General features: G+C 65.7%; 22 protein-coding genes. 4 read left to right on the top strand and 18 right to left on the bottom strand.

From position 1 onward, the window contains the following. Positions 1-31: 31 nt before the first annotated feature. On the bottom strand, positions 32-1,033 hold the full coding sequence (locus tag AMD14_RS09150; RefSeq protein ID WP_011051100.1) for an LLM class flavin-dependent oxidoreductase: 1,002 nt from the start codon (positions 1,031-1,033) through the stop codon (positions 32-34). 346 nt (positions 1,034-1,379) lie between these two features. Here AMD14_RS09150 and AMD14_RS09145 point away from each other — a divergent pair, with 346 nt between their 5' ends. Then, a complete protein-coding gene (locus AMD14_RS09145) occupies positions 1,380-2,804 on the top strand; it encodes an MFS transporter (protein WP_011051099.1) in 1,425 nt (474 codons plus the stop codon). A gap of 213 nt (positions 2,805-3,017) precedes the next feature. On the opposite strand, the gene AMD14_RS09140 is transcribed toward AMD14_RS09145, so the two are convergent. Next, positions 3,018-4,739 carry an ATP-binding cassette domain-containing protein gene (locus AMD14_RS09140; RefSeq protein WP_015463079.1) on the bottom strand — a complete coding sequence of 574 codons (1,722 nt, stop codon included), beginning with the start codon at positions 4,737-4,739 and terminating at the stop codon, positions 3,018-3,020. A gap of 93 nt (positions 4,740-4,832) precedes the next feature. Continuing rightward, a complete protein-coding gene (locus AMD14_RS09135) occupies positions 4,833-5,891 on the bottom strand; it encodes a phosphoenolpyruvate carboxykinase (ATP) (protein WP_011051097.1) in 1,059 nt (352 codons plus the stop codon). A gap of 131 nt (positions 5,892-6,022) precedes the next feature. Between AMD14_RS09135 and AMD14_RS09130 the strand changes: the two genes are divergently transcribed. Together AMD14_RS09130 and AMD14_RS09125 are read left to right on the top strand one after the other, a co-directional pair. Next, complete coding sequence (locus AMD14_RS09130; protein ID WP_015463078.1) at positions 6,023-7,576, top strand: B12-binding domain-containing radical SAM protein; 1,554 nt, start codon at positions 6,023-6,025, stop codon at positions 7,574-7,576. 55 nt (positions 7,577-7,631) lie between these two features. Beyond that, positions 7,632-8,858: a nucleotidyltransferase family protein gene (locus tag AMD14_RS09125; RefSeq protein WP_015463077.1), complete on the top strand. Its 1,227-nt coding sequence runs from the start codon at positions 7,632-7,634 to the stop codon at positions 8,856-8,858. 80 nt (positions 8,859-8,938) lie between these two features. Here AMD14_RS09125 and AMD14_RS09120 read toward each other — a convergent pair whose 3' ends face one another. The 15 genes from AMD14_RS09120 to AMD14_RS09055 form a co-directional block, all read right to left on the bottom strand. Further along, a complete protein-coding gene (locus AMD14_RS09120) occupies positions 8,939-10,060 on the bottom strand; it encodes a glycosyltransferase family 4 protein (RefSeq protein WP_015463076.1) in 1,122 nt (373 codons plus the stop codon). Continuing rightward, entirely contained in the window at positions 10,057-11,187 is a 1,131-nt protein-coding gene (locus AMD14_RS09115; RefSeq protein ID WP_011051093.1) for a glycosyltransferase family 4 protein, read from the bottom strand. Before AMD14_RS09115 ends, AMD14_RS09120 begins: the two co-directional genes overlap by 4 nt. Next, complete coding sequence (locus tag AMD14_RS25485) at positions 11,184-11,315, bottom strand: hypothetical protein (protein ID WP_255601772.1); 132 nt, start codon at positions 11,313-11,315, stop codon at positions 11,184-11,186. The genes AMD14_RS09115 and AMD14_RS25485 overlap by 4 nt, the downstream gene beginning before the upstream one ends. Further along, entirely contained in the window at positions 11,312-12,010 is a 699-nt protein-coding gene (locus AMD14_RS09110) for a class I SAM-dependent methyltransferase (RefSeq protein WP_005924265.1), read from the bottom strand. Before AMD14_RS09110 ends, AMD14_RS25485 begins: the two co-directional genes overlap by 4 nt. A 324-nt stretch (positions 12,011-12,334) precedes the next feature. Next, positions 12,335-13,510: an amidohydrolase family protein gene (locus tag AMD14_RS09105; RefSeq protein WP_015472187.1), complete on the bottom strand. Its 1,176-nt coding sequence runs from the start codon at positions 13,508-13,510 to the stop codon at positions 12,335-12,337. Between the two features lie 12 nt (positions 13,511-13,522). Then, positions 13,523-14,365, bottom strand: coding sequence for a class I SAM-dependent methyltransferase (locus AMD14_RS09100; protein ID WP_011051091.1), 843 nt, complete (start codon positions 14,363-14,365; stop codon positions 13,523-13,525). 283 nt (positions 14,366-14,648) lie between these two features. Then, entirely contained in the window at positions 14,649-15,500 is an 852-nt protein-coding gene (locus AMD14_RS09095; RefSeq protein WP_015463074.1) for a Wzz/FepE/Etk N-terminal domain-containing protein, read from the bottom strand. A gap of 43 nt (positions 15,501-15,543) precedes the next feature. Continuing rightward, positions 15,544-16,677: a hypothetical protein gene (locus AMD14_RS09090; RefSeq protein WP_005924253.1), complete on the bottom strand. Its 1,134-nt coding sequence runs from the start codon at positions 16,675-16,677 to the stop codon at positions 15,544-15,546. Beyond that, positions 16,674-17,624 carry a glycosyltransferase gene (locus AMD14_RS09085; protein ID WP_011051088.1) on the bottom strand — a complete coding sequence of 317 codons (951 nt, stop codon included), beginning with the start codon at positions 17,622-17,624 and terminating at the stop codon, positions 16,674-16,676. The genes AMD14_RS09090 and AMD14_RS09085 overlap by 4 nt, the downstream gene beginning before the upstream one ends. Beyond that, a complete protein-coding gene (locus tag AMD14_RS09080) occupies positions 17,621-18,874 on the bottom strand; it encodes an O-antigen translocase (protein WP_011051087.1) in 1,254 nt (417 codons plus the stop codon). The genes AMD14_RS09085 and AMD14_RS09080 overlap by 4 nt, the downstream gene beginning before the upstream one ends. Then, positions 18,871-19,995, bottom strand: a complete 1,125-nt coding sequence (locus tag AMD14_RS09075) for a DegT/DnrJ/EryC1/StrS family aminotransferase (RefSeq protein ID WP_075149994.1) — start codon at positions 19,993-19,995, stop codon at positions 18,871-18,873. The genes AMD14_RS09080 and AMD14_RS09075 overlap by 4 nt, the downstream gene beginning before the upstream one ends. After that, the gene (locus AMD14_RS09070) at positions 19,983-20,894 is read right to left on the bottom strand and encodes a GNAT family N-acetyltransferase (protein ID WP_015463073.1); all 912 of its coding nucleotides are present in this window, start codon (positions 20,892-20,894) and stop codon (positions 19,983-19,985) included. The genes AMD14_RS09075 and AMD14_RS09070 overlap by 13 nt, the downstream gene beginning before the upstream one ends. A gap of 7 nt (positions 20,895-20,901) precedes the next feature. Then, the gene (locus AMD14_RS09065) at positions 20,902-21,855 is read right to left on the bottom strand and encodes a glycoside hydrolase family protein (protein WP_011051084.1); all 954 of its coding nucleotides are present in this window, start codon (positions 21,853-21,855) and stop codon (positions 20,902-20,904) included. Between the two features lie 3 nt (positions 21,856-21,858). After that, positions 21,859-22,530: an acetyltransferase gene (locus tag AMD14_RS09060; RefSeq protein WP_011051083.1), complete on the bottom strand. Its 672-nt coding sequence runs from the start codon at positions 22,528-22,530 to the stop codon at positions 21,859-21,861. Then, positions 22,527-22,964 (bottom strand): sugar 3,4-ketoisomerase, encoded by a 438-nt coding sequence (locus tag AMD14_RS09055; protein WP_011051082.1) that lies wholly within the window; start codon positions 22,962-22,964, stop codon positions 22,527-22,529. Before AMD14_RS09055 ends, AMD14_RS09060 begins: the two co-directional genes overlap by 4 nt. Before the next feature lie 304 nt (positions 22,965-23,268). Between AMD14_RS09055 and AMD14_RS09050 the strand changes: the two genes are divergently transcribed. Next, positions 23,269-23,889, top strand: coding sequence for a cytochrome b (locus AMD14_RS09050; RefSeq protein ID WP_015472191.1), 621 nt, complete (start codon positions 23,269-23,271; stop codon positions 23,887-23,889). The last annotated feature ends 74 nt before the right edge of the window (positions 23,890-23,963 follow it).

Genomic DNA, 23,963 nt, shown 5'->3' with positions numbered 1-23,963 from the left:
CACAGCGGATCGCTGCGCAAAGCGACGTGAATCACACCAAGGTCACGTCCAGCTCGCGGCACGCGGCAGCGGCGATTTCGAAGGAGCGCAGACGCGCGGCGTGGTCGTAGATGTTGGCGGTGAACAACAGCTCGTCGGGCGTGTGGCGCTCGATGAACTCGGCCACGCCGCGCGCAATCTGCTCGGCATCGCCGAGCACCGTGCAGGCCAGTGCACGCTCCACCCCGACACGCTCATGCGGTTGCCAGAAGCTGTCGATATCGTCGATGGGCGGCGGGATCTTGCCCGGCTTGCCGCGACGCAGATTGACGAAGCTTTGCTGCTGGGTAGTGAACAGACGCCGTGCCTGCGCTTGCGTCTCGGCCGCCACCACATTCAGGGCCAGCATCACGTGCGGCTTGGCGAGCTGTGCGGACGGGCGGAATTCGCGGCGATAGATCGCCACCGCTTCGTCCATCGCGTCCGGCGCGAAATGCGAGGCGAACGCGAACGACAAGCCCATCGCGGCGGCAAGGCGTGCGCTGAACAGGCTCGATCCCAACAGCCACACCGGCACCTCCAGCCCGGCGCCGGGCACGGCCTGTACCAGCTGCCCCGGCACCGCCGGCGCGAAATAGCGCATCAATTCGGCCACGTCCTGCGGAAAGTGATCGGCGCTGTCGAAATAGCGGCGCAATGCGCGGGCGGTGGGCTGATCGGTGCCCGGCGCGCGGCCCAGGCCCAGGTCGATACGCTGCGGATAGAGCGATGCCAGCGTGCCGAATTGTTCGGCCACCTGCAGCGGCGCGTGGTTGGGCAACATGATGCCGCCGGCACCCACGCGAATGGCCTTGGTGCCGCCGGCGACGTGACCGATCAGCACGGCGGTGGCAGCGCTGGCGATGCCTGGCATGTTGTGGTGTTCGGCCAGCCAGTAGCGCTGATAGCCCCAACGCTCGGCGTGCTGGGCCAGATCGAGCATGTTGGCGAAGGCGTGGGTGGTGTCGCTGCCTTCGCAGACCGGCGCCAGGTCGAGCACGGAAATGGGGGTCATCGGATGACTCCGGGAAGAGTGATATGCCAGAGATGGGGCTGGCCCGGCGGCATTGCCAGCGGCGTGTTGGGTGCCGTGAGGGATTACAGCATTCCAGCAGTCGGACAACGCATTGGGCGCACGGGCTGACCGACTCGCGATACCCGTATTGTTGCGCTTGCTGTTGGCGAGGGCGGTGCGGTTGCGGCTGCGGTGAAGAGCGCTGGTCCTTGCTCAGTTGGGCGCACCTTGAATGCCCAGTGTCCGCTCATCACAGACGAACGCATCGACCGCGCGACGAAGCGTGCCCGCTGCGGCATCTGGACGCTGGCTATGATGACGCGGTCCCGTCTGCCCCTGTCTTCCCATGTCTGCGAGTGCTTCAGCGCGCCCCGAACAGCCCTCGTCTTCTGCGCAGATCGCCGCCCGGATCGATCGGTTGCCAGCCAGCGCCACACTGTGGCGGTTGGTGGGGTTGCTGGCGCTGGGCGGGTTCTTCGAGTTGTACGACCTGTTCCAGACCGCATACATCAGCCCCGGGCTGATTGGCGACGGCATTTTTGCCAACGGCGCCGACGGCGCGTTCGGCATGTCCGATCAAGCCGCATTTGCGGCGGCCACCTTCCTTGGGTTGTTTGTCGGCGCCGCGCTATTGAGCCCGTTTGCCGACCGGTTCGGGCGTCGCCCGGTGTTTACCTTCGCCTTGATCTGGTACACCGCTGCGACCGTGGCGATGGGTCTGCAGAGCACTGCCAGCGGTGTCATCGTGCTGCGCTTTGTGGTCGGCATCGGGTTGGGAATCGAACTGGTCACCATCGATACGTATCTATCCGAACTGGTACCGCGGCACATGCGCAGTGCGGCGTTTGCATTTGCATTTTTCGTGCAATTTCTGGCGGTACCGACGGTCGCGCTGACCGCATGGATGTTGGTGCCGTCTGCGCCGCTGGGGGTGAGCGGCTGGCGCTGGGTGGTGTTGCTCAGCGGCGCGTTTGCGCTGGCGATCTGGTGGCTGCGCAGCCGCTTGCCGGAATCGGCGCGCTGGCTGGCCGCGCACGGCCGGCACGCAGAAGCCGATGCCGTGCTGACCGAACTGGAGGCGCGCTGCACGCGCGATGTGGGTGCGCCATTGCCCGCGCCGCAGGCGGCCACAGCCACGCAGGCCAGCGTGATGCTGAGCGCGCCGCTGTGGCGTGCGCCGTATCGCGGGCGCATCGGCATGTTGGTGGTCTTCCATGTGTTTCAGGCGATCGGCTTCTTCGGCTTCGGTAACTGGTTGCCTGCGCTGATCTCGGCGCAGGGCACCGGAGCCGGGGTGACCAAGAGCCTGGCGTATTCGTTTGCGATCTCGTTGGCCTACCCGCTGGCGCCATTGCTGTTGCTGCGTTTTGCGCAGCGCTGGGAAAACAAATGGCAGATCACCGCGTCGGCGCTGGGCGCTGTTCTGTTCGGTGGGCTGTTCGCGGTGCAGCATCACGCCGTCGGCATGGTGCTGTGCGGGGCGATGGTCGCGTTCTGCAACGCGTGGATGAGCTTTGCCTATCACGGCTATCAAGCGGAGCTGTTCCCGACCGGCTTACGTGCACGTGCAGTGGGCTTTTGCTATTCCTTCAGTCGCCTCTCCACGGCAGTGAGCAGCGTGCTGATCGGCTGGTTGCTGACGCAGGTTGGCAGCCATGGCGTGCTGGCCTTCATCGCGCTCAGCATGTCGATCGTGGCGAGCGTGATTGCGGTGTTCGGCCCACGCACGCGCAATCGTGCACTGGAAGACATTGCAGGTGAGTACGGATGATGAAACGCCTGCGGAAGGCCAGACGTGTAAGCCATCGTGCTGCGTGTGGTTTAGCGCACGTCGGTGCGTGCCCGACAACGGTCTCGGTTCTGTCAGCGATAGCGGATCAATGATCAGCCGGCGGATCTGATCCGCCACCTCTCTATCGCCACAGGCCGCTGCACCGCCCCCGCCCCTGGTTGATCCCCCGACCGGTTGCCAGCCGATGACGCGTCATCGCGCGCCGAGCTTCGCCGCCAGTTCCGCCGTGCCGGCATGCCCCGGTTCAAGAGGTGCGCTGCCCAGTGTCACCGTGCGGTCTGCCACCGCGGCCAGGCTAGTGCGATGCGACACCACGACCAGCGCGCTCTGCGGTAGGCGCGCGCGCAGGGTGCTCAGCACCCGATGTTCGGCATCGGCATCCAGGGCGCTGGTTGCTTCATCCAGGACGGCCAGCGTCGGCCGACGCAGCAATACCTGCGCCAGCAGCAAGCGTTGCAACTCGCCGCCGGACAGGCGCCCGCCCTGCGCATGAATCGGCGTGTCCAGACCTTGCGCGTCGCGCTGCAGCCGTGCACACATGCCGACATCTACAAGCGCCTCACACATGCGAGCGTCAGAGGCACCCGGCAACGCCCACTGCAGGCATTCGCGCACTGTGTGCTGCCACGGCCGCACGCCCTGGCCGATGTAGGCGCTGTGCCGCACCAGATGTCGATATGCCGAGAATGTCAGCCGACGTCCGCCCATGTGCGCCACGAACTGCGCCGGCGGCGCCTGACCGGAGAGCACATCCATCAGACTGCTCTTGCCCACGCCGGAGGCACCGACCACCAGGGTCATCTGACCTGGCACCAGCAATATCGATTCGATCGCGAGTTGGGGCAGCGGCAGCGCCAGCCCGATGTGTTCGATATGCAGCGCAGCCGGCAATGGTTCGGCCATTTCTTCCGGAACGTGCACACGCGCAGCGCCCAGGTCGACATAGCGGCGCCACAGCTGCAGCGCCGGCCACGCCGAACGCAATTGCTGAATGCTCTGCCGCGTGGTGACCAGGTACGGCAACAGACGGCCGAGCAACAGACTGACGGCGATCAGGGCAGCACGATCGCCCCCCTGCCATCGATTGGCCAGTACCAGGATGCCGGCGATAGCGACCACCGCGATGAGTTCCAGCAGCAGGCGGCTGCCGGCAACCAGTGCTTGCTGCTGCGCATACCCGTGCCCCAGTCGCGCCGAAATGCGCTCGTAACGGCGGGTTTCGAGATCTTCGCGCTGAAACGAGCGTACGTGGCGCAAGCGACGCGGGAAATCTTCGCTCAGCCAGAACAGCCGCGTCATGTCCGCCACATACGCGCGGCTGATGCGTGCGTGTGCGTGACTGCGGGAAAAGCGCAGACCCAACCATGCCAGCACCGCCAGCAATGGGGTGGTGATCAACAGCCCAGGTGCGATCAGGCCCGCGATGCACACGCTCACCAGCGCAGTGATGGCCGCGACCAGCAGCTGCAGCACAGCGCTGAAGCCTTGCGTGGCGATCTCGATGTTATACGTGAGCACGTTGGCGATTTCTGCCGAGCTGGCCCCGGACAAGGCCGGCAATGGCGCATCGATCAACGCCGCATGCACGCGTCCGCGCAGACCGATGGCATAGCGGCTGGTCAGCTGCGCGGCCAGCCGTGCGCTCTGCCAGCGCAGCGCGGCAAACAGCAGGCTCACTGCAATGAACACGCCCGCCTGCATCGCCAGCCCGCCCGGCAAGGCCAGACGATAGCCCGCCAGTTGCACGCTGTGGCCTGGTTGCACCAGCGGCAGCAGGCACACCGCCACCACGCTGCCGGCCAACGCGGCAGCCAGCGATAACCCGACGTAAAGTGCAATCGTCGGCATGTCTGTCGGCACCAGAGTGCTCGCGAACCGGTGCAATGCAGCGCGCATGCGCTGGCCGGCTGTCATCGCCGGCCGCTCATCCGTGCGCAACATGCAGGCGCCAGCGCGCGACGAGGGTCTGCGGGCCGGTGGCGTCCAGGGACGCTTGCATACAACCCCTCATTGCAACAGCTGCAGCAGCGCATCCACCGAGGCCTGCGGATGCGTGCCACGGTGCAAGGTGAACATGCCGATGCGCTGCACCTGTTCGACAAAGCGCTGCCAGCCGGGCTGACCGGCGGCGTACGGTTGATCCTGGGCCAGGTAGGCGGCGATTTGCTCGCCAGGCACCGCGACCAGGTGCGGTGCCGATGCGATGGCCGGCGACCTGGACACCATCACGACCGCACGCAACTGCATGGGCTTGGGTGCGAGATGCGCGTGGCGATGGCGGAGATCGACCTCGAATTTTTCCACGCCGCTGCGGCGCCGGATCACCGGCGATGCGCTGATCCACGCGCGCGTGGGCGGGTCGACCAGGCCCAGCGTTTCGGCACGCAGGTGCAGGAAATTGGCCACGCCGGTGGTGAGCAGGCTATTGGGCGCCACAAAGACACCGTCTTCGGCGACAAAGTCCAGGCCATGCAACAGGCTGTGCAAGGCCACGGTCGATTTGCCCGCACCGCTAGCGCCAAGCAGTAACACGCTGCGTCCGCGTCGACCCACACACGCGCCATGCAACGGCACCAGCCCAAGCCCACGCGCAGCCAGCAGGAACACGGCGAATTCGATCAGTTCGTAACGCACGTGATACGCGTGGGCAAGCATGTCCTCGGATACCACCAGCATCGCGCGGCGCTGCGGCACCGACAGCATCAGGTAATTGCAGGCATCCATGATGCCGCACAGCAGGCCGCCGCTGGCGTGCGTACGCACAGGTGGCGGCTCTGCATCGGTGCGGCCCGGCGCACGCGGCAGCAGGTCCAGCGTGACATGAAATTCCGGAGCGCCCGGCAACCGATGCGCGGGCAACCCAGCGTAGGCGGCATCGACAAGCGCCAGCAGTGCTTGGCTATCGCTCTGGAAATGGAACAGCGCACCGAGAATCTGCCGGCGCACGCCCCAGCACCTCGGGCGATGCTCGCCGAACGGATCTGCCGCCACTGCGGCCCCTGTTGCGATGGCGGCGGAGCCATCGCTCAGCGGCGTGTCTTCCACCCATGCAGCCGACTGCGGCATGCCTTCATCCGATGCGCTGAATCAGCCGATGTGTGCTGCTTTTCCACAGAAAGGTTGCATCGCCCAAGCCGTGTCCGCATGCGACGCGGCGCAACCAAAGCCGCCTGCATGCGCACCTACTGCCGAGCCGAATGCCGGTGTCTGCGCACGCCGCTGCTGCGCCCACCTGGCGAGAGAACGAGAGCCTTGTGCAGATGGTAAAGATCCAGGTCAGTCATTCGTATTTCCTGCGTTACGACCCCAAGCAATGGGAGCGCGGCAAGCCCTATCCACCGTTGGCGACGCTGCAGGTCGCAGCGCTGCTGCGCGAACGTGGGCATGCAGTGAGCCTGTTCGATGCGATGCTGGCCGACGATGTGGAGGACTACACCGCTGCACTGTGCGCTGCGCAGCCGGCTCTGGTGGTGTTCTACGAAGACAACTTCAACTTCCTCACCAAGATGTGCCTGAGCCGGATGCGCGAGGCCGCCTGCCGCATGATCGGGCAGGCCCGCGCCGCCGGCTGCCGCGTGCTGGTGGCCGGCTCGGATGCCTCCGACAATCCGGATGCATTCCTGGCCGCAGGCGCGCATGCGGTGTTGATCGGCGAAGGCATCGCCCCGTTGATCTCCTTGCTCGAGCGCATCGAAGCGAAGCCGGACGTCACCACCGAACACTGGCTGTCAGGGGTTGCGCAAATCGCCACCAGCCAGCCTACGGCGATGCGCGTACATCCCGGCGCGCAACCACCGGACGCACGCCTGAGCGGCCTGCCGGCATGGGACCTGGTCGACATGCCGCGCTACCGGCGCTTCTGGCAACAACGGCATGGCCATTTCAGCTTGAACATGGCAGCCTCGCGCGGTTGCCCGTTCCGTTGCAACTGGTGCGCCAAGCCGATCTGGGGCAATCACTACAAGCGCCGAGGCGCCGAAGAGGTGGCCGCAGAAATGATTCACCTCAAACGCAGGTATCGGCCCGACCATATCTGGATGGCCGACGACATCTTCGGCTTTCATATCGATTGGGTGGAGACCTTTGCGCAGCAATTGCGCGATGCCGACGGCGCGGTTCCATTCAGCATCCAGACCCGCGCCGACCTTGCCAGCGAACGCATGGCCGCAGCGCTGGCGCGCGCCGGTTGCGTGGAGGCCTGGATCGGTGCGGAAAGCGGCAGCCAGCGCATTCTTGACAAGATGACCAAGGGCACCCAGGTCGGCGAGGTCATCGCCGCGCGTGAGCGCCTGGGAACGCAGGGCATTCGCGTGGGCTTCTTCATCCAGCTGGGCTATCTGGGCGAGGAACTCGAGGACATCCTGGCCACGCGCGCACTGGTGACGCAGGCCAATCCGGACATCATCGGTGTCAGTGTGTCGTATCCCCTGCCCGGCACCAAGTTCTACGAAGAAGTGAAGACTCAGCTGGGCAGCAAGACCCATTGGCAGGATAGCGACGACCTGGCGATGATGTTCCGTGGCGCGTACGACTCCGGGTTCTATCGCGCCGTCCGCGATCTGCTGCACACGCAGGTCGACCTGCAACAGGCGCGTGCTGCGATGACAGCCGATGCGTTCGCGCAGGCATCGGACCAACTGGAAGCACGCTGGTCTGCCTTGATCGCCAGTGAAACCCAGCACCGCAGCGAGCCGATGCCCCCCCGTGCTGCGCGTCAGCCACGGCAACTGAGCACCGTCCTGGTGGGCTAGCGCTCGCTCGTTCCCACACCGTCCCTTCGACACCTTGCCTGACCGGACCACGCGCATGCAGCCTTCCCTTCGCACCATCAAGCACCGCCTGCAGACGGCGACCGAACGGCTGGCTCTGGAACTGGCCCAGCCGGGCGATGCATTGCCGCAGTGGGACCGGCTGCAGTGGCAGCTGGCGGCAGCGGCGGCGGCCGCGCACGGCGTTTCGCCATTGTTGCAGCGCCGCTCGTTGTGGAAGAACGCCGAATGGAATGCCTTCCTGAGCGAACAGCGCAACCATGTCGAAGACCGCCATCGGCATATCGCGCTGCTGCTGACACGCATCGATGCCGCTGCGCGCAGTGCCGGCGTCGCGCTGGTGGGATTGAAAGGGACCGCATTGCATCGGCTGGGGGTGTATCTGCCTGGCGACCGACCAATGGCCGATATCGATTTGCTGGTGGAACCCGACGACGCACCTGCAGCGGCGGCGCTGTTGTGCGAACTGGGCTATGTCGCCTCCTTCGAGCAGTGGAAGCATCAGGTATTCAAGCCGCAGCAGGGCGAGGCAGTGGCCGGGCTGGGCGAACACCGCGATGCGCCGATCAATATCGAGCTACACACGCGCATCCAGGAACGTCTGCCAGTGAGCAGCGTGGAGATCACTGCACGAATCCGGCCAGAGCGCCCGCAACCGGGCTTGAACCCTTATCCATCGGTCGGTGCGTTGATGTGTCATTTGCTGCTGCATGCGGCCGGCGGCATCTGCCACCGCACCATTCGCCTGATGCATCTGCATGATCTTGCCTTGCTGGCAACGCGCATGGGCCCGCGCGATTGGGAGCAATTGTGGGAAGACAGCGCCATGCCCCCATGGTGGGCGTTGCCGCCACTGCTGTTGCTGCAGCGCTATTACCGCGCACTGGTGCCGCCTGCCGTGATGGCGCGCCTGCATGCTGACTGTCCTGCGCTGCTGCGCATGCGTGCAGCCCGGCAAACGCTCACCGCCGCATCGTGCTCGAACCTGTGGCTGTCGGCGCTGCCTGGCATCGAATGGTCGCGCTCGTTGGGCGAAGCGCGGCGGTATCTGCACAGCCGTGTGGTGCCTTCGGCAGAAAGCCGCAAGGAGCGCGCGGACATGCTGCAGACACAGTTATGGCTGCAGGATCAGCCGTGGGTGCGCCACACCCAGGCACGCCGCCTGGTGACGCGCCTGACCAGACCGGTGCCGCGCACGGACATGTTGTACGTGGTGCGTGCGGCACTGGACGGCTATCTGCAGCCGGCGCGAGCCAGTACGTGAGGGTTCCGCAGGCGCCACCGGCAGCCTTCAAACGGTGAGCGCAAGGGCGCTGCGAACAACTCGCTGCGTTGCCACGCGCGTCAGCGCACTCGCCGCATTGGTCGCTGATCGCACAACTGGCGATACGACTGCTCGAACAGGCGCGTGGTCAGTGCAGCATCTTCGCGGACGGCGCGGCACTGCGCCGCCCAGGCAAGACGCAAGCGCAGTTCGTCGTCGGCGAGGACCTGGCGGATGGCCTCTGCCATTCCGGCCCAGTCGCCCGGCGGCACCGCCAATGCGCAGACGGGGGCCCACTCGACCAGATGCCCGACCGCAGTTCCCACCGTAGGAACCCCTGCAACGGCAGCTTCCAGCAGCACGAGCGGCCCGGCTTCGTGCAGCGAGGACAGCACCAGCAGATCGGCCGACAGCATGATCGGCCGCAACTCGCGCTGGGTCTTGAAGCCGAGAAAACGTACCTGTCGCTGCAAGCCGAGCTGCTGCACCAGGCGCTGCATGGCACCGCCCAGTGTGTCGACGCCCACCATGTCCAGGGTGAAGGCAACGCCGGCGCGCTTGAGTGCGCGCATTGCCTGCAACAAGGTGGTCTGATCCTTGACCGGATTGAGGCTTGCCACATGCAGCAGGCGCGCGGTCGGCCCGGTGCGGGCGCGCGGCGCTACAGGCGGCCAGGCGCGCAGATCCACGCCTAGCGGCACGCGTTGCGCAGCGATGCCCAGCGCCTGCAGCGAATCGATAATGGGCGCGCTGGCAGCCGTTACCTGATCGGCAAGCCGCAGGATCACCGCCTCGCGCAAACGCCCGCGCCATTTGCGGCGGCCGCCATAATCGATGCGGTGCAAGGCGACCAGCTCGCCACCGGCGATATGCACCATGCTGGGACGGCGCAACAGCGTGGCGGCGATCACCGCGATCAAACTGCAATAGCCGGAAAAAATCGCCTGAATCACAGCGAATGGTGCGCGCCTGTGCTCATCGCAGATGGCGGCGATGGCGCGCAGCCGCGTGCGACGCGCGCCGATGTTATGCACCGTGGCACCGCGCAGGCGCCAGATGCCTGGTTGCGGCTCTTGATGCAGCACGAACACGTGCACGTCATGGTTGCGTGCCAGCCACTCGATCAAGGTAAGGAATACCGGAATCACCCGCACTTCCCCGCTACGATCCACACCACCCGGCACCACCAATGCCAGCTTCATGCGGTGCGCTCCGGCGGGGTCGTGCGTAGTTGCGTATACGCCTGCGCCCAGCGCCGGCCCACTGCGGCAAACGACAGGCGCGCCTCGAAATGGGCACGCACCTGTGCACGCGAGGGACGTTGCCGGCTGACGCGCAACAACAGTTCCGACAGTGCCGATGCATCGCCAATCGGCCATAACTCGCCCACTGCGCCGTCATCGCTGAGCGCACGAAACGACGGAATGGCCGTCAGCAGCGGCAGGCACCCGCAGGCATAGGCTTCCAGTGCGGCATAACCGCAACTTTCTGCATGGCTGGCAGAAACGAAGACGTCCGCCGCACGCAGCAGCTCCTGCACGTGTGCGTGCCCGACCTTGCCGAGCAAGTGCACGCATCTGGCCAGCTGCGGGTCGGCGCGCAGGCGCTGCTGCACCTGCGCCAGCAGTGGCGCCTGGTCGAACACGCACCATAACCGCAGACCGGGCAACAGACGCGCAGCGGTGGCCACCGCATCGAGTACACAGAGCGGGTCCTTGGCTGGACTGAAATGGCCGATCCACACCACACAGGGGTCGCCGTGCACGCGGGTCTGCTCGCGCGCCTGCAATCGGTCGCCAAGGGTAAAGCGGCTGCTGGATTCGGGGATGGCAAACAGCTGCGTGCTGCGGCGAAACAGGCGCGCGCGCACGAACGGCTGCGCCAGTTCCAGCGAGGTGAACGCGATGCCGGCTGCGGCAGCATAGCGTGCGCGCCACAGGCTTCTGGCCCACCAGCGTGGCGGCCGGTTGGCATGATCCTGCAGCAGGATCGGCAGCTGCGGCAGCAGGCGCGCCAGACGCCGCGCATCGCCGGCGAATTCCAGACCATGCACATGCAGCACATCGGCATCGATCTCGTGCAGCAAGGCGGCAAGCGTCCGGGCGCGGACTGCGCTGCCACGCTGGTGCAGATCGGCGAAGCGATAGTCCACGCCCTGGCGGCGCAGTCGGGTATTCAAGGCGGAGGCCTGGATCACCGATACCTGCACGCCAGCACTGGCGACAGCTTCGGCGATATCTGCCAACGTTGGCCAATGCGCGAATACCTGCTCCACGTTCAGGCCATCGGGCGTGGGAACCAGATTCAGGTGTGCGACGTGCAGGTTCATAGGGCCGGCAGCCCCTGGATGGCGATCGACGCCACGTCGTTGCCGTGTGCCGCTGCGACCGCAGCGTGCCACTGATCGGCAGCGCCCAACGCACAGACAGCCGCTGCGGTGTGCAAGATCTTGCTCACGCGATCCGTCTCAGCCGTAGCACCAGCGCAACCGGCACCTGCAACGCCATCTGGTCGAAACGCGCCCCGGCCGGGATATCCGCAGGGTCCAGCATCGGCTCGGACACGGCTTGGATCGCGAACCCGAGTGCGGTGCATGCCGAATGCCAGTGGCTATAGAGATGCTGGGTGTGGCGGACCGCGTAGTGCTGCCCATCGGCCTTGAAGTCGCGCCGCCAGCCCAATGCGTGGCCGATCGGGTGGACGTCGCTGCACAGCACGATGCCGCCGACGCGGGTGACGCGATGCAGTTCTTCCAGCGCCGGCCACAGCTGTTGCAGGTGCCCCAGCACCAGACCGCACACGCTCAGGTCGGCCACCGTATCGGCCAACGGCAACTGATCCAGGCTGCCTTGTTGCAAAACGATGCGTGCGGCCGGCCAGTCCTGTGCGAGCTCGGCACCGGCACGGTGCAGCATCTGCGGCGACAGGTCGACACCGGTCACTTGCCGGGCGCCACGGCGCAGTGCGTGCAGCATGTAGCGGCCGCTGCCGCAGCCGGCGTCCAGCACGTGTTGGCCCTGCAGGCTGGACGGCATCAATGCGAGCATGGCGCGCTCTTCGGCCAGCATCACCGGGTTGTGCGCATGCGGTGGATACGCCTGCGCCCACAGTGCGTACGCAGCAGCGGGCTCGAGCACCGGCACTGCGCTCACGAAAGCGCTCGGTTGGCAGCCAGCGCATGGGTCACCTGCGCGGTGGCCTGCGCCGGCTGCTCCCGCGTTAAACGCTTAGAGCGTGTTATGCACGTTGAGATGAGATGCGTTGGGCGCCGGCGGTGCGGAGCGGGTGCTGCGTGGCGCCGGCGTGGCTGGCGCCAAGGCAAGCCGCGCGGCGCCCGCTCCGTGCCGCTGACGGCCAACCCTCCGGGAAGTGCCCTGTGGCGCGCCGAGACCGCGTTGCGCGCCTTGCCCGGGCGGCCAGCCTGGGCCGCAGCGCACGCCTTGTCTCGACGCGCCACAGGACGCTTCGCACTCACCTCAACGTACATAACACGCTCTAAGACCGGGCTCGAGCGCTAGCACCGCCGGATCGGCCAGCGTGGCATCGAGCAATTTGGGCCGTCCGTCCAGCAACACCGGCACGGTCCGGATGCCGGCCGCGTCGAACCACGACGCAAAATCCAGATCGGCGATGCGCGGCCTGCCATCGCGAATCACCGCACGCAAGTCGCTGCGCGTGCAACCGACGATGCTGCTGGCAGGCTCGCCACCGCGGTCGCGCACGATCAACACATCTGCAGTGGCTCCAGGCGCAATACGCCCACGCGTTGCCATGCGCAGGATACGCGCGCAGTCACCGGTGACCATGCCAAGCAATTGGTCCGGTGCCAACCCGCTCTGGCTGGCGATCTGCAGTTCTTCCAGCAGGTCGCGCGCGCCGCTGATGCGCGAATCGTTGCCCAGCGCCAGTCGGCCGGCCATGCACAAGCGCCACGGATCGAGCGTGCGGCCGAGCAGCGCCTGATTGCTGGAAGGACACCACACCACGGCCGCGCCACGCGCGATCACCCGCTCGATATCGTGCTCACCCATGCCTACGCCGTGGATCAACACCGTGTTGGCGGCCAGGCAGCCGAGCCGGTCGAGTTCGTCGAGCTCGGCACGCGCCACCGCATCGGTGCCTTCGGCCAGATGGATCATCCAGGGATGCGCTGGCAGGGTTGCGGCAAAGCTGCCTTGTACGGGCGGGCCATAGCCTGCCCACCCCAATGCGTAGCTCCAGCCGAAGTCGCGCAGCAGGCTCACCGGGAAATTCGCCTCGTCCAGCGTGGCATGCCATGGGTCGTGCTGGGCCACGCAGGTGACGCCGGCCAACAGGTTCTTCAAACCGCCATGGCGCAGCCGTACCGCCTTGGGCACGCGTAGTGCGGCGGCCACGTCCGGGTGCTGAAAATGCGCCTGAAATGACTCGATCCACGCATAGCTGTTGGCGAACGGCGTGGCCTGCGGCAGCGGTGGCACGCAGTTGACCTGCAGATGTTCGTGCGCATTGATCAGGCCCGGCGCCAGTACATGCCCTTGCAGATCCAGGCGCACGGTGCCGGTGCCGAGCGTGCCGCCGAAGCGCCCCGCGCGGATCGTCACTGCGGCACGCGACGGACCCGCCTGGGTGATCGCGCGTGCGCCTTGCAGGCAGACATCGGCCATGGCCATCGACCGCTCCACTCAGCGCTTGCGCATCACGATCAAAAAGTGATCGCCCATGTCGCGCAGCAGCGGCAGCCCGCCCCACCGGTCGTCGCAGCGCCCCAGGCGCTCGGACAGGCGTGGATTGCGTTCGCAAAACTCCACCAGATACGGCGGCGGCAGGAACAGGCTCAAGGCGCGGTAGCTGTCCAGCACGAAATGCGCTTCGAATGCGCGGTAGAACTCGCGCGGCAGGTGGTACCAGGTCCAGATGGTGTGGCCGTTCATGCCCACCGCAATTGCCCCTTTGGCGGCACGCACCGCCGCGCGCCTGAAGCGCCCGCGCAAGGCGTAATGGCCGATTTCCCACGGACAGATCCGCCCGATCACCGAAAACGCCAGGCAGCCGTCCGGGCGCAGCAAGCGCGCGCATTGCGCGGCGACGGCCGGCAGATCCGGCGCGCAATTGAGCGGGCCGAAGTTGGAGTACATGCCATCGAAGCTGCCTTCCAGCCGATCGAGTTGCTGGATGCCGACATGCGCGGTGGTGAGGCGTTCTTGCAGACCGTGCGTGGCCGCGCGGTGGCGGGTACGCTCGACCATTGCCGGCGACCAGTCGGTCGCCAGCACGGAATATCCGCGGCGCGCGAATTCGCCAGCATCCAGGCCGGTACCGCAGCCCAGATCGACCAGCCGCGACCCTATCGGCAACTCGCTCGCCACCGTGTCCCACAGCGTGGTGCGCATGCGCTGGATCAGCGCGTTGTTGCCGCGGGGACCATCGTAGTCGGGAGCAACGCTGTCGAACGCACGTTGCGTTTCCAGCAGCTGCTCCGGCGCGACCGTGCCGCCCCGCGCCGCATGCTCACTGATTGACGACATGCACAGCCTTCCAGACCCGTCCTGTTGTTTTCACCACGCTCTCCGGTCGCAACGCCACCGGTGCGGCATCGCTTGATAGACCCGTGAGTGCGCGGTGTTGCCGGTTTGGTTGCAGCGTGGCGACTGCTGGCCGAGCTGGCTCAGGCGATCACGCCCAACAGGCATGCATTGGCTCAACACGCCGCATGCGATATACGGCCCGGCGTTCGCTCTCGTATCGCCTGGGGCCTGCTGCTTGCGCAAACTCAATCCCCCCTGCATGCGCCGTTGCCCACGGCAACCGTCATGCACCAGCGTGTGCAGGAGTCCGCGCGCGACGGCGCACCGCATTGCGCAGCACGGCGACCAATACGCCCAGTCCCGCCCCGGCCAGCATGCCGGCCGCCCAGGCGGTGACCGCATTTGGAAACGCCTGGCGGTCGGGCACGTACAGCGGCCACGCCAGCGAGGTCTGGTAGGTGTAGCGCGCGGTGAGGCGGGCAACGAGGTCGTCGCGCTCGCTCTTCAAGGCGCGAATGGTGGTGTTGCTGTCGGTGAGCAACACGCCCGCCAGTACCTGCGTTGGCGTGGCGGAAGACGCCCCGTGCCCGGCCTGCAACTGCCGCTGTAGCTGCTCGCGGTTGGTGGTGGCCGCGCGCAGATCCTCGCTCAAGCCTTGCAGGCGGGCGCGCGTAAGATCGAGCGCAGCTGCATGGGTGTCGCCGTGCAGCGTCTGCAGTTGGCTCACGGTGGCCATGGCCAGCGTGCGCGCTTGCTGCGCCGATTCCGCGCGGATAGTCACACCGATCAGATTGGCGTACGGGTCGGGGTCCGGCTTCAGGCTACCGCGATACAGCTGCGCGGCGCGGCTATTGAGCGGCACCTGCGCCCGACGCAACACCGCATCCTGAAACAGCCGCGTTTTCATGCGATCGATCACCCGCTGGAACGGTTCGACCTTGGGGTCGCGGCCAGCAGGGGTCGGGCCGATTTCGCCAACCTGGATCCACGCGGTGGCCTCCCATTGCGGTTTTGCCAGGCGTGTAAAAGCGAAGGTCAGGCCAAGCACCACCACCAGCGCTGCCACTGCCCAGCGCCATTCCCGGCGCAGGATGCGCCACAGGTCGATCAGATAGATTTCGTCGTGTTGATTCATGGGCGCGGCTCTACAACGGGGCGATAAGGGGCGTGCTGCACGCTCACGCGGCAGACGGATGTGGGGACAGCCGGTTGGGCAGCAGCACCGTGCAGGCATGCAGCACCAGGCACAGCGCGACGAAGCCGAAGTTGGTCCAGGTGAACGCCTGTGGCGCGAAGGGCGACATCAGGCAGGCATAGGCGATGCGCAGGAAGATCAGCACATGAAAGATCGACAGCGAACCATCGAGCCGCCGCACGCTCCACACCAGCCCGGCGTACAAGGCCAACATCGCAAGCAGGGCACCGGGAGCGCCCCACGCCATCAAGAACGGGAAGAACTCGGTGCCTACATTGATGTTGGGCGCATCCAGCGGAATGCTGGTCCCCGCGGTGGCAATCGAACCAGTGAACGGCACCAGTTGATTGACCAGGAAGCTGGCGTTGACGTAGCCCTTGGCCAGCATCGCCCCGAAGTTATACGGCCCGGCACTGATGTAGAGCAGCAACCATTGCACGCCCTGCGGCATGGCACGGTAGAACGCGCTGAACGGCAACGCCACGGTGGCCAGGGAACCGGAGCGCAACGCGCCAAGGATCGAAAACACGCCACCGCCGGCCAGCACGAGCAGGCCAACGGTCTTCCACGGCAACCGACGTGCCGGGTCGCGCCGCAACAGCATCACCAGCACGAACGAGAACAGGCCAGCGAAGATGCGGTTGCGATCGATCACCACGATCGGGAACACCAACCCCAACATCACCATCGCCGCACGCAACCCACGATGGCGCACGCACAGCAGGGCGATCGGCGGCAGGATCCAGCACATATTGGAGATGTGCCGCACATGCGCACGCAGCGGGCTCAAGGTAGCGTACGACGCGGGATCGCTGAACAACGGAATCGGAAACAGCACCACATCGGCGATGCAGAACATCGTCACCGCCGCGGCCAGTCCCATCGCCAGAAATGCATCGCGGGTACCGGGGTAACGGTAGTGGCGAAAGCGTTCGACCGACGGCACCTGTATGCGTAGCACCGCATCGAGCGCGAAGGTGGCCGCTGCCGCAAGCGCCAGCAGCACGATGCCTTCCAGGTAGCCGTCGGGTAGCGCATAGGTCAGCCACGTCAACGCGCAGCTGAGCAACATGGGCAATGCCAGATAGGTCGCCGGACGGCGCAACAGCGTGCTCATGCAAGCTCCGCCGCGCGCGCGACGCGTTTCGGACGCCATCTGGCAGACAGCGACAACCCTGCGTAGACCGCGAGATGCATGGCAATCCGGTGCGGCCGGCGCCGCAGAAATTCCACCTTGGCAGCGATGTAACGCGCCTGCGCATGCAGCAGCATGCGATCGGGCTCATCGAACAGCGGTGCGCAGCGCAATGCCACTTGCCGCGACTCGCACAGGTTGGCGATGCGCGCCGGCACGTCTGCGGTCTTGCTGAGGTTGTTGCCATGCAAGCGGTAGGCGCATACCGGCAGATCGATGAAACCCAGCGCATTGCCCGCAACCAGGCGCAGGAAGAAGTCCCAGTCTTCGATTCGTAGCGACTCGTCCCACCGGCTGCGCGCGTCCAAGGCGCTGCGCCGTAGCAGGGCCACGGCGCCACTGACTGCCCACTGCCGTATCACCGCATGCCGGATGCCGGATTCGGAGCGATACAGATCCTTGTCGACCCGGTGCAGATCGCGCATGGCGCTGGCATGCATCAACTGGCCATGCGCATCGACCACGCAGGCATCGCCGATCACCGCAAGTTTTTGCGGATGTCCGCGCAGATAGCGCACCTGCGCATCCAGCCCGCCGGGCAACAGATAGTCGTCGCTTGCGCCAAGCCGCAGATACTCTCCCCGCGCACGCAATGCCAGCTCGTTGAGCGTGGCGGCCACTCCCCGATTCTCGCGTTGCACGAAGTGCACCGGTAGCCGATGTCCATGATCGCTGATCCACTGGCTGATCTTTTCGCCGGTGGCATCACGGGAGCCATCGTCGATGATCACGATCTCCTTGCATGGATATGGGTCTTCCAGGACGCTATCCAGGCAACGCTGCACGAAACGCGCATGGTTGAACGCCGGAATCAGCACCGACACCAGCGGCCAGCGTGTACGTGCCGATACACACGCCCGATCGTTCATGCCGCCCGCTCCAGATAGCGCCGCACCACCACGATGTTGAACAACAGATACAGCACGTAGTTGGCGGCGAAGGCATACATCGCACCGATCAGCCCGAACCGCGCGGTGAACACGTACACCAGCGCCAGATAGCTCGCTGCGAACACGCATTCGGAGATCACGAACAGCCGCGTCATTGCCTTGGCGAGCATCACGTACGACAGCACGAACGCCGCGATCTTGACCACGTCTCCCAGCAGCTGCGGGCCGTACAAGGGCGCCGCAGCGGCAAATTGGGGATCGAACAGGAGCCAGGTCACCCAATCGCGGCATACATAGACGCCCAGCGCCGCCACGATCACCGCCGGCATGACGTGGCGATACGCGCTGCGCAGCTCGCTGCCCAGCGCCGCAGCGCCTTGCAGCGAGGCCAGCTTGGGCAGGTAGTACACGTTGATGGCGGTGGTGAAGAACAGCAGATAGGCATCGGAAACCCGGCTTACCGCCTGCCAGTAACCCACTTGCTCCCAGCCGAACCGCAGCGCCAGATGATTGCGCACCGCAAGGGTCACCAGCTGCGGCATCAGTGTCGAGGTAAGCGTCATCAGCGAAAATGCCGCCAGCCGACGGGTCATCTGCGCGTCAAAGCGCATCCGCCACATTGCAGGCTGAAAATAGGGGCTACGCCGCAGCGCCGGGACCGCAGCCAGCAGCCACAGCACCTGCCCCAGGACCAGCGCCAGCAGCGCTCCATGTAATTGCGCCCGGCTGGAGAGCCACGCCACCAAGGCAACGCTCAGCACGGCGCCTGTCACTTGCACGAAGACGAGCCGTCGCACATCCATGAAGCCGTTGATCAGCGCCAATATGAAATTGAGCAGTGCGATTCCCAGCTGCGCGATCGCCAACACGCAGATCAGCGGACGGTAGCTCGCATCGCCCAACAGGCGCTCGGCAATCGCTCCACTGAACGCCATCGCCAGCAGTGCGATCACGCAGGCCGCGCAGAATGCGTACCACAGCGCCGCACTCAGCAGGCGCGCCAATGCGGGGGCATCGTCGCGGTACTGCGCCACATACTTGACGATGCCGGTACTGATGCCGCCACCGGCCAATACCGCCAGCACCGACATCAGGTTGAGGAACTGGCCAAGCCGGCCCACACCCTGCGGCCCAGCATAGACGGCGACCAGCTTGATCACCACCAATGCCGCCAGCAGCTTGGCCAGCGTCGCAACGCCGGTGTAGGCGCTGCTGCGCATGAGATTCATATGTTGCTGCCGAACGATTGACAGGCCGCGATCACATGCGCAACTGCTGCATCGTCCAGCGCCGGCCCCATCGGCAGGCTCAGGACTTCCCGATGCAGCTGTTCGCTCAGCGGCAGGCAGGCCTCGCCCAAAGTGGCGTATGCCGGCTGCCGGTGCGGCGGCACCGGGTAATGAATCTGCGTGTGGATGCCCTGCCGCAACAGATGTGCCTGCAAGGCATCGCGCTGCAGGCTGCGTACCACGAACAGATGCCAGACGTGCTGTTGCTCGGCCACCGGCGCGGGCAGCACGATCAGCGGGTTGCAGATACCGTGCAGATATCGCCGTGCCACTGCACGCCGCAGCGCGATCTCGTCCTCCAGATAGCCCAGCTTGACGCGCAGGAAAGCAGCCTGCATTTCATCCAGACGCGAGTTCACCCCCTGGCAGAGATGGTGATACTTCACTTCCGAGCCGTAGTTACGCAGCGCGCGAATGCGCTCGGCCAGACGCGCATCCGACGTCGTGACTGCGCCGCCATCGCCCAATGCGCCCAGATTCTTGGTCGGGAAGAAACTGAAGGCCGCCGCATCGCCGAAGGCACCGGCACGCTGCCCCCGTGCGCTTGCCCCGTGCGCTTGCGCGGCATCCTCGATCAGCAGCAGGCCGTAGCGATGGGCCAGGGTCTGCAGGGCCTGCATCTCGGCCAATTGCCCATACAGGTGCACTGCCATGATGGCGCGTGTGCGTGGCCCGATCGACTTTTCCACCCTTGCCGGGTCGATGTTGAAAGTGACCGGGTCCGGCTCGACCGGCACCAGCACCAGATGGTTCTGGCTGATCGCCAGAAATGTCGCGATGAAGGTGTTGGCCGGCACGATGATTTCGTCGCCTTCGCGCAACACCCCCAGCTCACGGTAGCCGCGCAGGATCAACCCCAACGCATCCAGCCCGTTGCCCACGCCGACTGCATGCGTGGTGCCGCAATAACTGGCGAATTCTTCTTCGAATGCGGCCAGCTCTTGACCGAGCACATACCAGCCGGCATCGATCACACGTGCCGCTGCGGTTTTGAGCTCATCCGCATAGCGTGCATTGACTGCACGCAAATCCAGGAAAGGCACATCCATTACATCAACCATCGATAGACATCCTGTACCACGGCGCGCGCGCCGAAGCGTTCCTTTTGTTCCACCAGGCCTTCGTTGAGTACCTGCCCGCCCTGTTCGGTGGAGATACCGAAACTGAAATATTCGCGCTGCGCATAGACATCGGTGATGAGGTCGGCCAGCAGCAGGCTCAACGCGTCCAACTGGCGGCCCTGCTCGGAGACCGCCAGGTATTGGGTATGCACGCAGCGGCCAAAGTCGAAGACCAACGCGGCGGCGACCAATTGCCCATCAGCGCGCGCCTCATGCAATACGATCTGCTGCGCAAACCGGCGTTGCAGCAGTTCAAGCTCATCCAGCCGATGCGTCGGTGCCACGCCATGCCGCTGCAGGACCTGGGTCAGCAGCGCATGAAATCCATCGAGCTCGGTCCCGCGCCGGATCTGTACCCCGGCCTTGCGCGCCTTGGCAATGGACCGCCGCCGCTCGGTGCTGAATGCAGGCGGCTCGCGTAGCGCAATCACCGACGACAAATCGCGCCGGCAGAGCTTCGCGCCAAGCCGATGCAGTGCGTACAGCTCTTCTTCGGCCGGGTACGCATGAAAGATATGCGGCACCGGCTTGTAGATGATCTCGCGCACGCCAAGCGCGCGGTAGTGCGCGGCAATCTGCTCGAACACCTGCAAGGCGGCGCCGGCACGCAGTGCCATCGACGACAGCAGCCCGGCATAGGTGAGCCCGGCGTGGCTGCTGACGCAATTGCCCTGCACATTCGCCGGGAACACCGCCACCACCGCGTCCCCACGTTGGACAAGTAGGGACGCATCCACGAAGCGCTCGGCGTGATAGTCCATATAGTCACGCCGATGCAGCAGATTGCCATTGCGCGACGCCACCACCAGGGCATCCCACGCAGGCGCATCGGCCGGCACGTAGGACCTAACCGAAAACATGGCAGCCCTGTAACGCAACCGGCAACGCCGCCTCTGCCAGGCCGAAGCCCGCCTGCCCCATCGCGTTGCCGTTGTAGAACATCAACACACGCTCGCCGTGCTGGATCAAGGCGGGGTAGCACAGCACTTGCGCATCCCAGCCGTCATCGGATAACGCAAGCCCCAACTGACGGTCGTCGCGTTCCCAGTGCACCCCATCGCCACTGAAGGCGATGCCGGGAAAGTAGCCGCCCTGGAGGTCGCCACGGGTGAAATACATCACATAGCGCTCGCCGAGCCGGTACACGCGCGGACGCCCGATGCGGTACTCGTCGCCGCGTGGAAGCAGGCACACAGCATCGTCGGTGGGGATGCAATGCAGGTCGTCGGTCTGGGCGTAGCGGATGTGGTAACGCGGATACGGCTGGCCGCCGATCGTTTCCCAGTCGTCGCCCACTGCGTACCAGAGCCGCCAGCGGCCCTGTTCGTAGCGTGCCGAATGCACCGCCGCAATCGTGCTGCGCCCCGGTGCGCGATCCAGCAGCGGCGTTTCCTGCCGACGCTGGAAGCGCTCGCCACCATCGTGGGAGACCGCCAGGCCGGTGAAGGCGAGGAACTTGGCCTTGGCCACGCGCTGGAAGCCGACATAGAACAGGTATAGCCCGTCCGGCCCGGCCACCACATCGCCCAGGATCATGCCGTTGTCGTCGAAACAACCGTCACGGCCAATGTCGAGCACCGGCTGCTTGCTGACGCCGACGATCTGCGTTGGCGCATCGGCGCGCACATCCACGTAGCCGATCCGGCTCACGCCCTGCGCATCGCGAAAGCCGGCGTACACCCGCAGCACCTGAGCAGACAGGCGATGCGGTGTTGGCGTCAGCGCGGCATGGTGCATCCAGCCGCCCACCCCATGGCGCGCGACGTCGAACACCAGTCCGCGTTTGTTCCAGGCGAACACCGCTCAAAGCTCCACATCGAAGCTGGATCTGCCCGCCACCGCGCGTGCCGGCGAGCCCACGTACACACGCTCGGCTTCGGTATGTCGCGTCACCAGCGCGCCGGCACCGATGACGTTGTCCGCGGCGATCCGCACCTTGTCGCTGAGCGTGGCGTTGACGCCGATGAAGCTGCCCTGCCCGATCTCGCAATAGCCGGAAATCACCGCATGCGAGGCGATGAACACATGATCCTGCACCACCGTGCGGTGGCCGAGATGGTTGCCGCTCCACAATACGCAGTTGTCGCCGATGCGGGTGAACGGCTGGACGACGTTGCCCTCGAAGATGAAGCAGTTGGCGCCGATCTGCGCGTTATGCCAGACGAACGCGCGTGAGCTCACATACGTCGCACAGCGATAGCCGCGCCGCACCACATCCTGGAAGAAACGGGTGCGCAGGCGATTGAGTTGCGTTGCCGGAATCGCCACGAACACCGCGTAGTGTTGCGGCGGATAGCATTGCTCGAGTTCTTCGTACGCCACCACCGGCAACCCGGCCACTGTGGGCTGCAGCAGAAAAGCGCGCTCCACACTGAAGGCCGCCACCGTGAAGTGGCTGTCGTGCTGAAAGTACTCGCAGGCGATCTGCGCGAACTCGCCCGCGCCGACGATCACCAGTTGCCTCGGTACGCTCATGCTTCCAGCCTGCGGGCTTGCAGCGCAGTGCCATTGCGCACTTCGCTCACGAACTGGTCGTAGTCCAGGATGTAATCGCCAGGGTCGTAAGGCTGGTCGGCCAGCACCATCAGCACGCAGTCGGCACTGAAGCGGTACAGGTCGCGCCACACCATGCGGCCGAGCAGCAGGCCTTGCGATGGGTCGTCCAGCACCACTTCGCTGGGGCCATTGCCGTTGCCTTCGTCGAGCAGAATCGTCACCGAGCCGTGCAAGGCCACTGCAAATTGATTGAGCTGGCGGTGCGCGTGCTGGCCACGATGCACGTCGTGGCGCGTGCCGAACAAGTAATACACGCGGCGGATCTCGAACGGAACATTGCGCTGCTGCTCCAATGAGATGAGCAGGCCGCGATCGTCACCGTGGGTATGCAACTGGATGCGTTCGATAGCCATGATCGGAAAGGCGTAACCGCCGACTGCACGTAGTGCGACATGCCTGAGTGCGCCGGGTTGCGCGAAAGGTTGCGCGCGCCCGCGACCCTGCGAAGCGCCGTGCGCGCAAGCGCAACCGATCGTGTCGCAGCGCTTCGATGTGCAGCACGTGCGAACCAGGTGCCGCAACGACGCAACCTTTTTCCGACATCGCCGCACCCATCGGTGCACGTTCGCCTGGCCGCCGTTGGGCCGGCGTGGGGAGCCAGGCCTGGCCGCGCAGCGCGCAGCCGGAACCAACGACCACCACCGGAAGACAGATCAGATGCGTTCCTCCCCCCCGGCGCCCGCCAGCGCTCCCGTCAACGGCACAGACACGCTGCCCCCGGCAGAACGGGCGCCCGCAGCCGCGCAGGTACCGCCCTTGCCCAAAGCGATGCGCGTGCTGCACTGGCTCACCGTGCTGTGCCTGACCATGGCCGCCACGCTGATCCTGCTGCGCGCCGAACTGGATGGCCGCGCACTGCGTCAGTGGCTGCTGGAAGGCCACCGCCACTTTGGCTTGCTGGTGCTGGTGCTGTTTGCGTTACGCATCGGGTTACGCCTGCGTTTGCGCAGATTGCCGCCCGGTCCGCCCGCATCGCTGCCGATGCGCCTGGCCGCTGGCGCCACGCATGTGGCGATGTACGGCCTGATGCTTGCGCTGCCATTGCTGGGCTGGTCGCTGAGCAGCGCCTACGGCAAGCAGGTGTATTTCTTCGGCATCCCCTTGCCCGCGCTGGTCGCGCCGGACGGCGACCTCGGCGACACCCTCGGCACCTGGCACTTGAATGCGGCCTGGGCGCTGCTGGCGCTGGTGCTACTGCATATCGGCGCCGCGCTTTGGCATCACCTGGTGTTGCGCGACGGTCTGCTGCGTCGCGTCTTACCGGGCAAGCGCGCATGAGCCGCCGCCCCCCGCCGTCTGTCATTCGTTTTCTCGCCGATTCCCGCACCACTGCATCCCGCACCGTCGAACAA

Origin of the sequence: Xanthomonas citri pv. citri, assembly GCF_000961215.1 — a bacterium.
Classification (GTDB): Bacteria; Pseudomonadota; Gammaproteobacteria; order Xanthomonadales; family Xanthomonadaceae; genus Xanthomonas; species Xanthomonas cissicola.
This window is presented reverse-complemented; position numbering and strand designations above follow the sequence as displayed.

Excerpts from the sequence above, each read along its gene's own strand:
- AMD14_RS09150 (WP_011051100.1), bottom strand. The coding sequence starts at position 1,033 with ATGACCCCCATTTCCGTGCTCGACCTGGCGCCGGTCTGCGAAGGCAGC.
- AMD14_RS09145 (WP_011051099.1), top strand. The coding sequence starts at position 1,380 with ATGTCTGCGAGTGCTTCAGCGCGCCCCGAACAGCCCTCGTCTTCTGCG.
- AMD14_RS09140 (WP_015463079.1), bottom strand. The coding sequence starts at position 4,739 with ATGACAGCCGGCCAGCGCATGCGCGCTGCATTGCACCGGTTCGCGAGC.
- AMD14_RS09135 (WP_011051097.1), bottom strand. The coding sequence starts at position 5,891 with ATGCCGCAGTCGGCTGCATGGGTGGAAGACACGCCGCTGAGCGATGGC.
- AMD14_RS09130 (WP_015463078.1), top strand. The coding sequence starts at position 6,023 with ATGCCGGTGTCTGCGCACGCCGCTGCTGCGCCCACCTGGCGAGAGAAC.
- AMD14_RS09125 (WP_015463077.1), top strand. The coding sequence starts at position 7,632 with ATGCAGCCTTCCCTTCGCACCATCAAGCACCGCCTGCAGACGGCGACC.
- AMD14_RS09120 (WP_015463076.1), bottom strand. The coding sequence starts at position 10,060 with ATGAAGCTGGCATTGGTGGTGCCGGGTGGTGTGGATCGTAGCGGGGAA.
- AMD14_RS09115 (WP_011051093.1), bottom strand. The coding sequence starts at position 11,187 with ATGAACCTGCACGTCGCACACCTGAATCTGGTTCCCACGCCCGATGGC.
- AMD14_RS09105 (WP_015472187.1), bottom strand. The coding sequence starts at position 13,510 with ATGGCCATGGCCGATGTCTGCCTGCAAGGCGCACGCGCGATCACCCAG.
- AMD14_RS09100 (WP_011051091.1), bottom strand. The coding sequence starts at position 14,365 with ATGTCGTCAATCAGTGAGCATGCGGCGCGGGGCGGCACGGTCGCGCCG.
- AMD14_RS09095 (WP_015463074.1), bottom strand. The coding sequence starts at position 15,500 with ATGAATCAACACGACGAAATCTATCTGATCGACCTGTGGCGCATCCTG.
- AMD14_RS09090 (WP_005924253.1), bottom strand. The coding sequence starts at position 16,677 with ATGAGCACGCTGTTGCGCCGTCCGGCGACCTATCTGGCATTGCCCATG.
- AMD14_RS09085 (WP_011051088.1), bottom strand. The coding sequence starts at position 17,624 with ATGAACGATCGGGCGTGTGTATCGGCACGTACACGCTGGCCGCTGGTG.
- AMD14_RS09080 (WP_011051087.1), bottom strand. The coding sequence starts at position 18,874 with ATGAATCTCATGCGCAGCAGCGCCTACACCGGCGTTGCGACGCTGGCC.
- AMD14_RS09075 (WP_075149994.1), bottom strand. The coding sequence starts at position 19,995 with ATGGTTGATGTAATGGATGTGCCTTTCCTGGATTTGCGTGCAGTCAAT.
- AMD14_RS09060 (WP_011051083.1), bottom strand. The coding sequence starts at position 22,530 with ATGAGCGTACCGAGGCAACTGGTGATCGTCGGCGCGGGCGAGTTCGCG.
- AMD14_RS09055 (WP_011051082.1), bottom strand. The coding sequence starts at position 22,964 with ATGGCTATCGAACGCATCCAGTTGCATACCCACGGTGACGATCGCGGC.
- AMD14_RS09050 (WP_015472191.1), top strand. The coding sequence starts at position 23,269 with ATGCGTTCCTCCCCCCCGGCGCCCGCCAGCGCTCCCGTCAACGGCACA.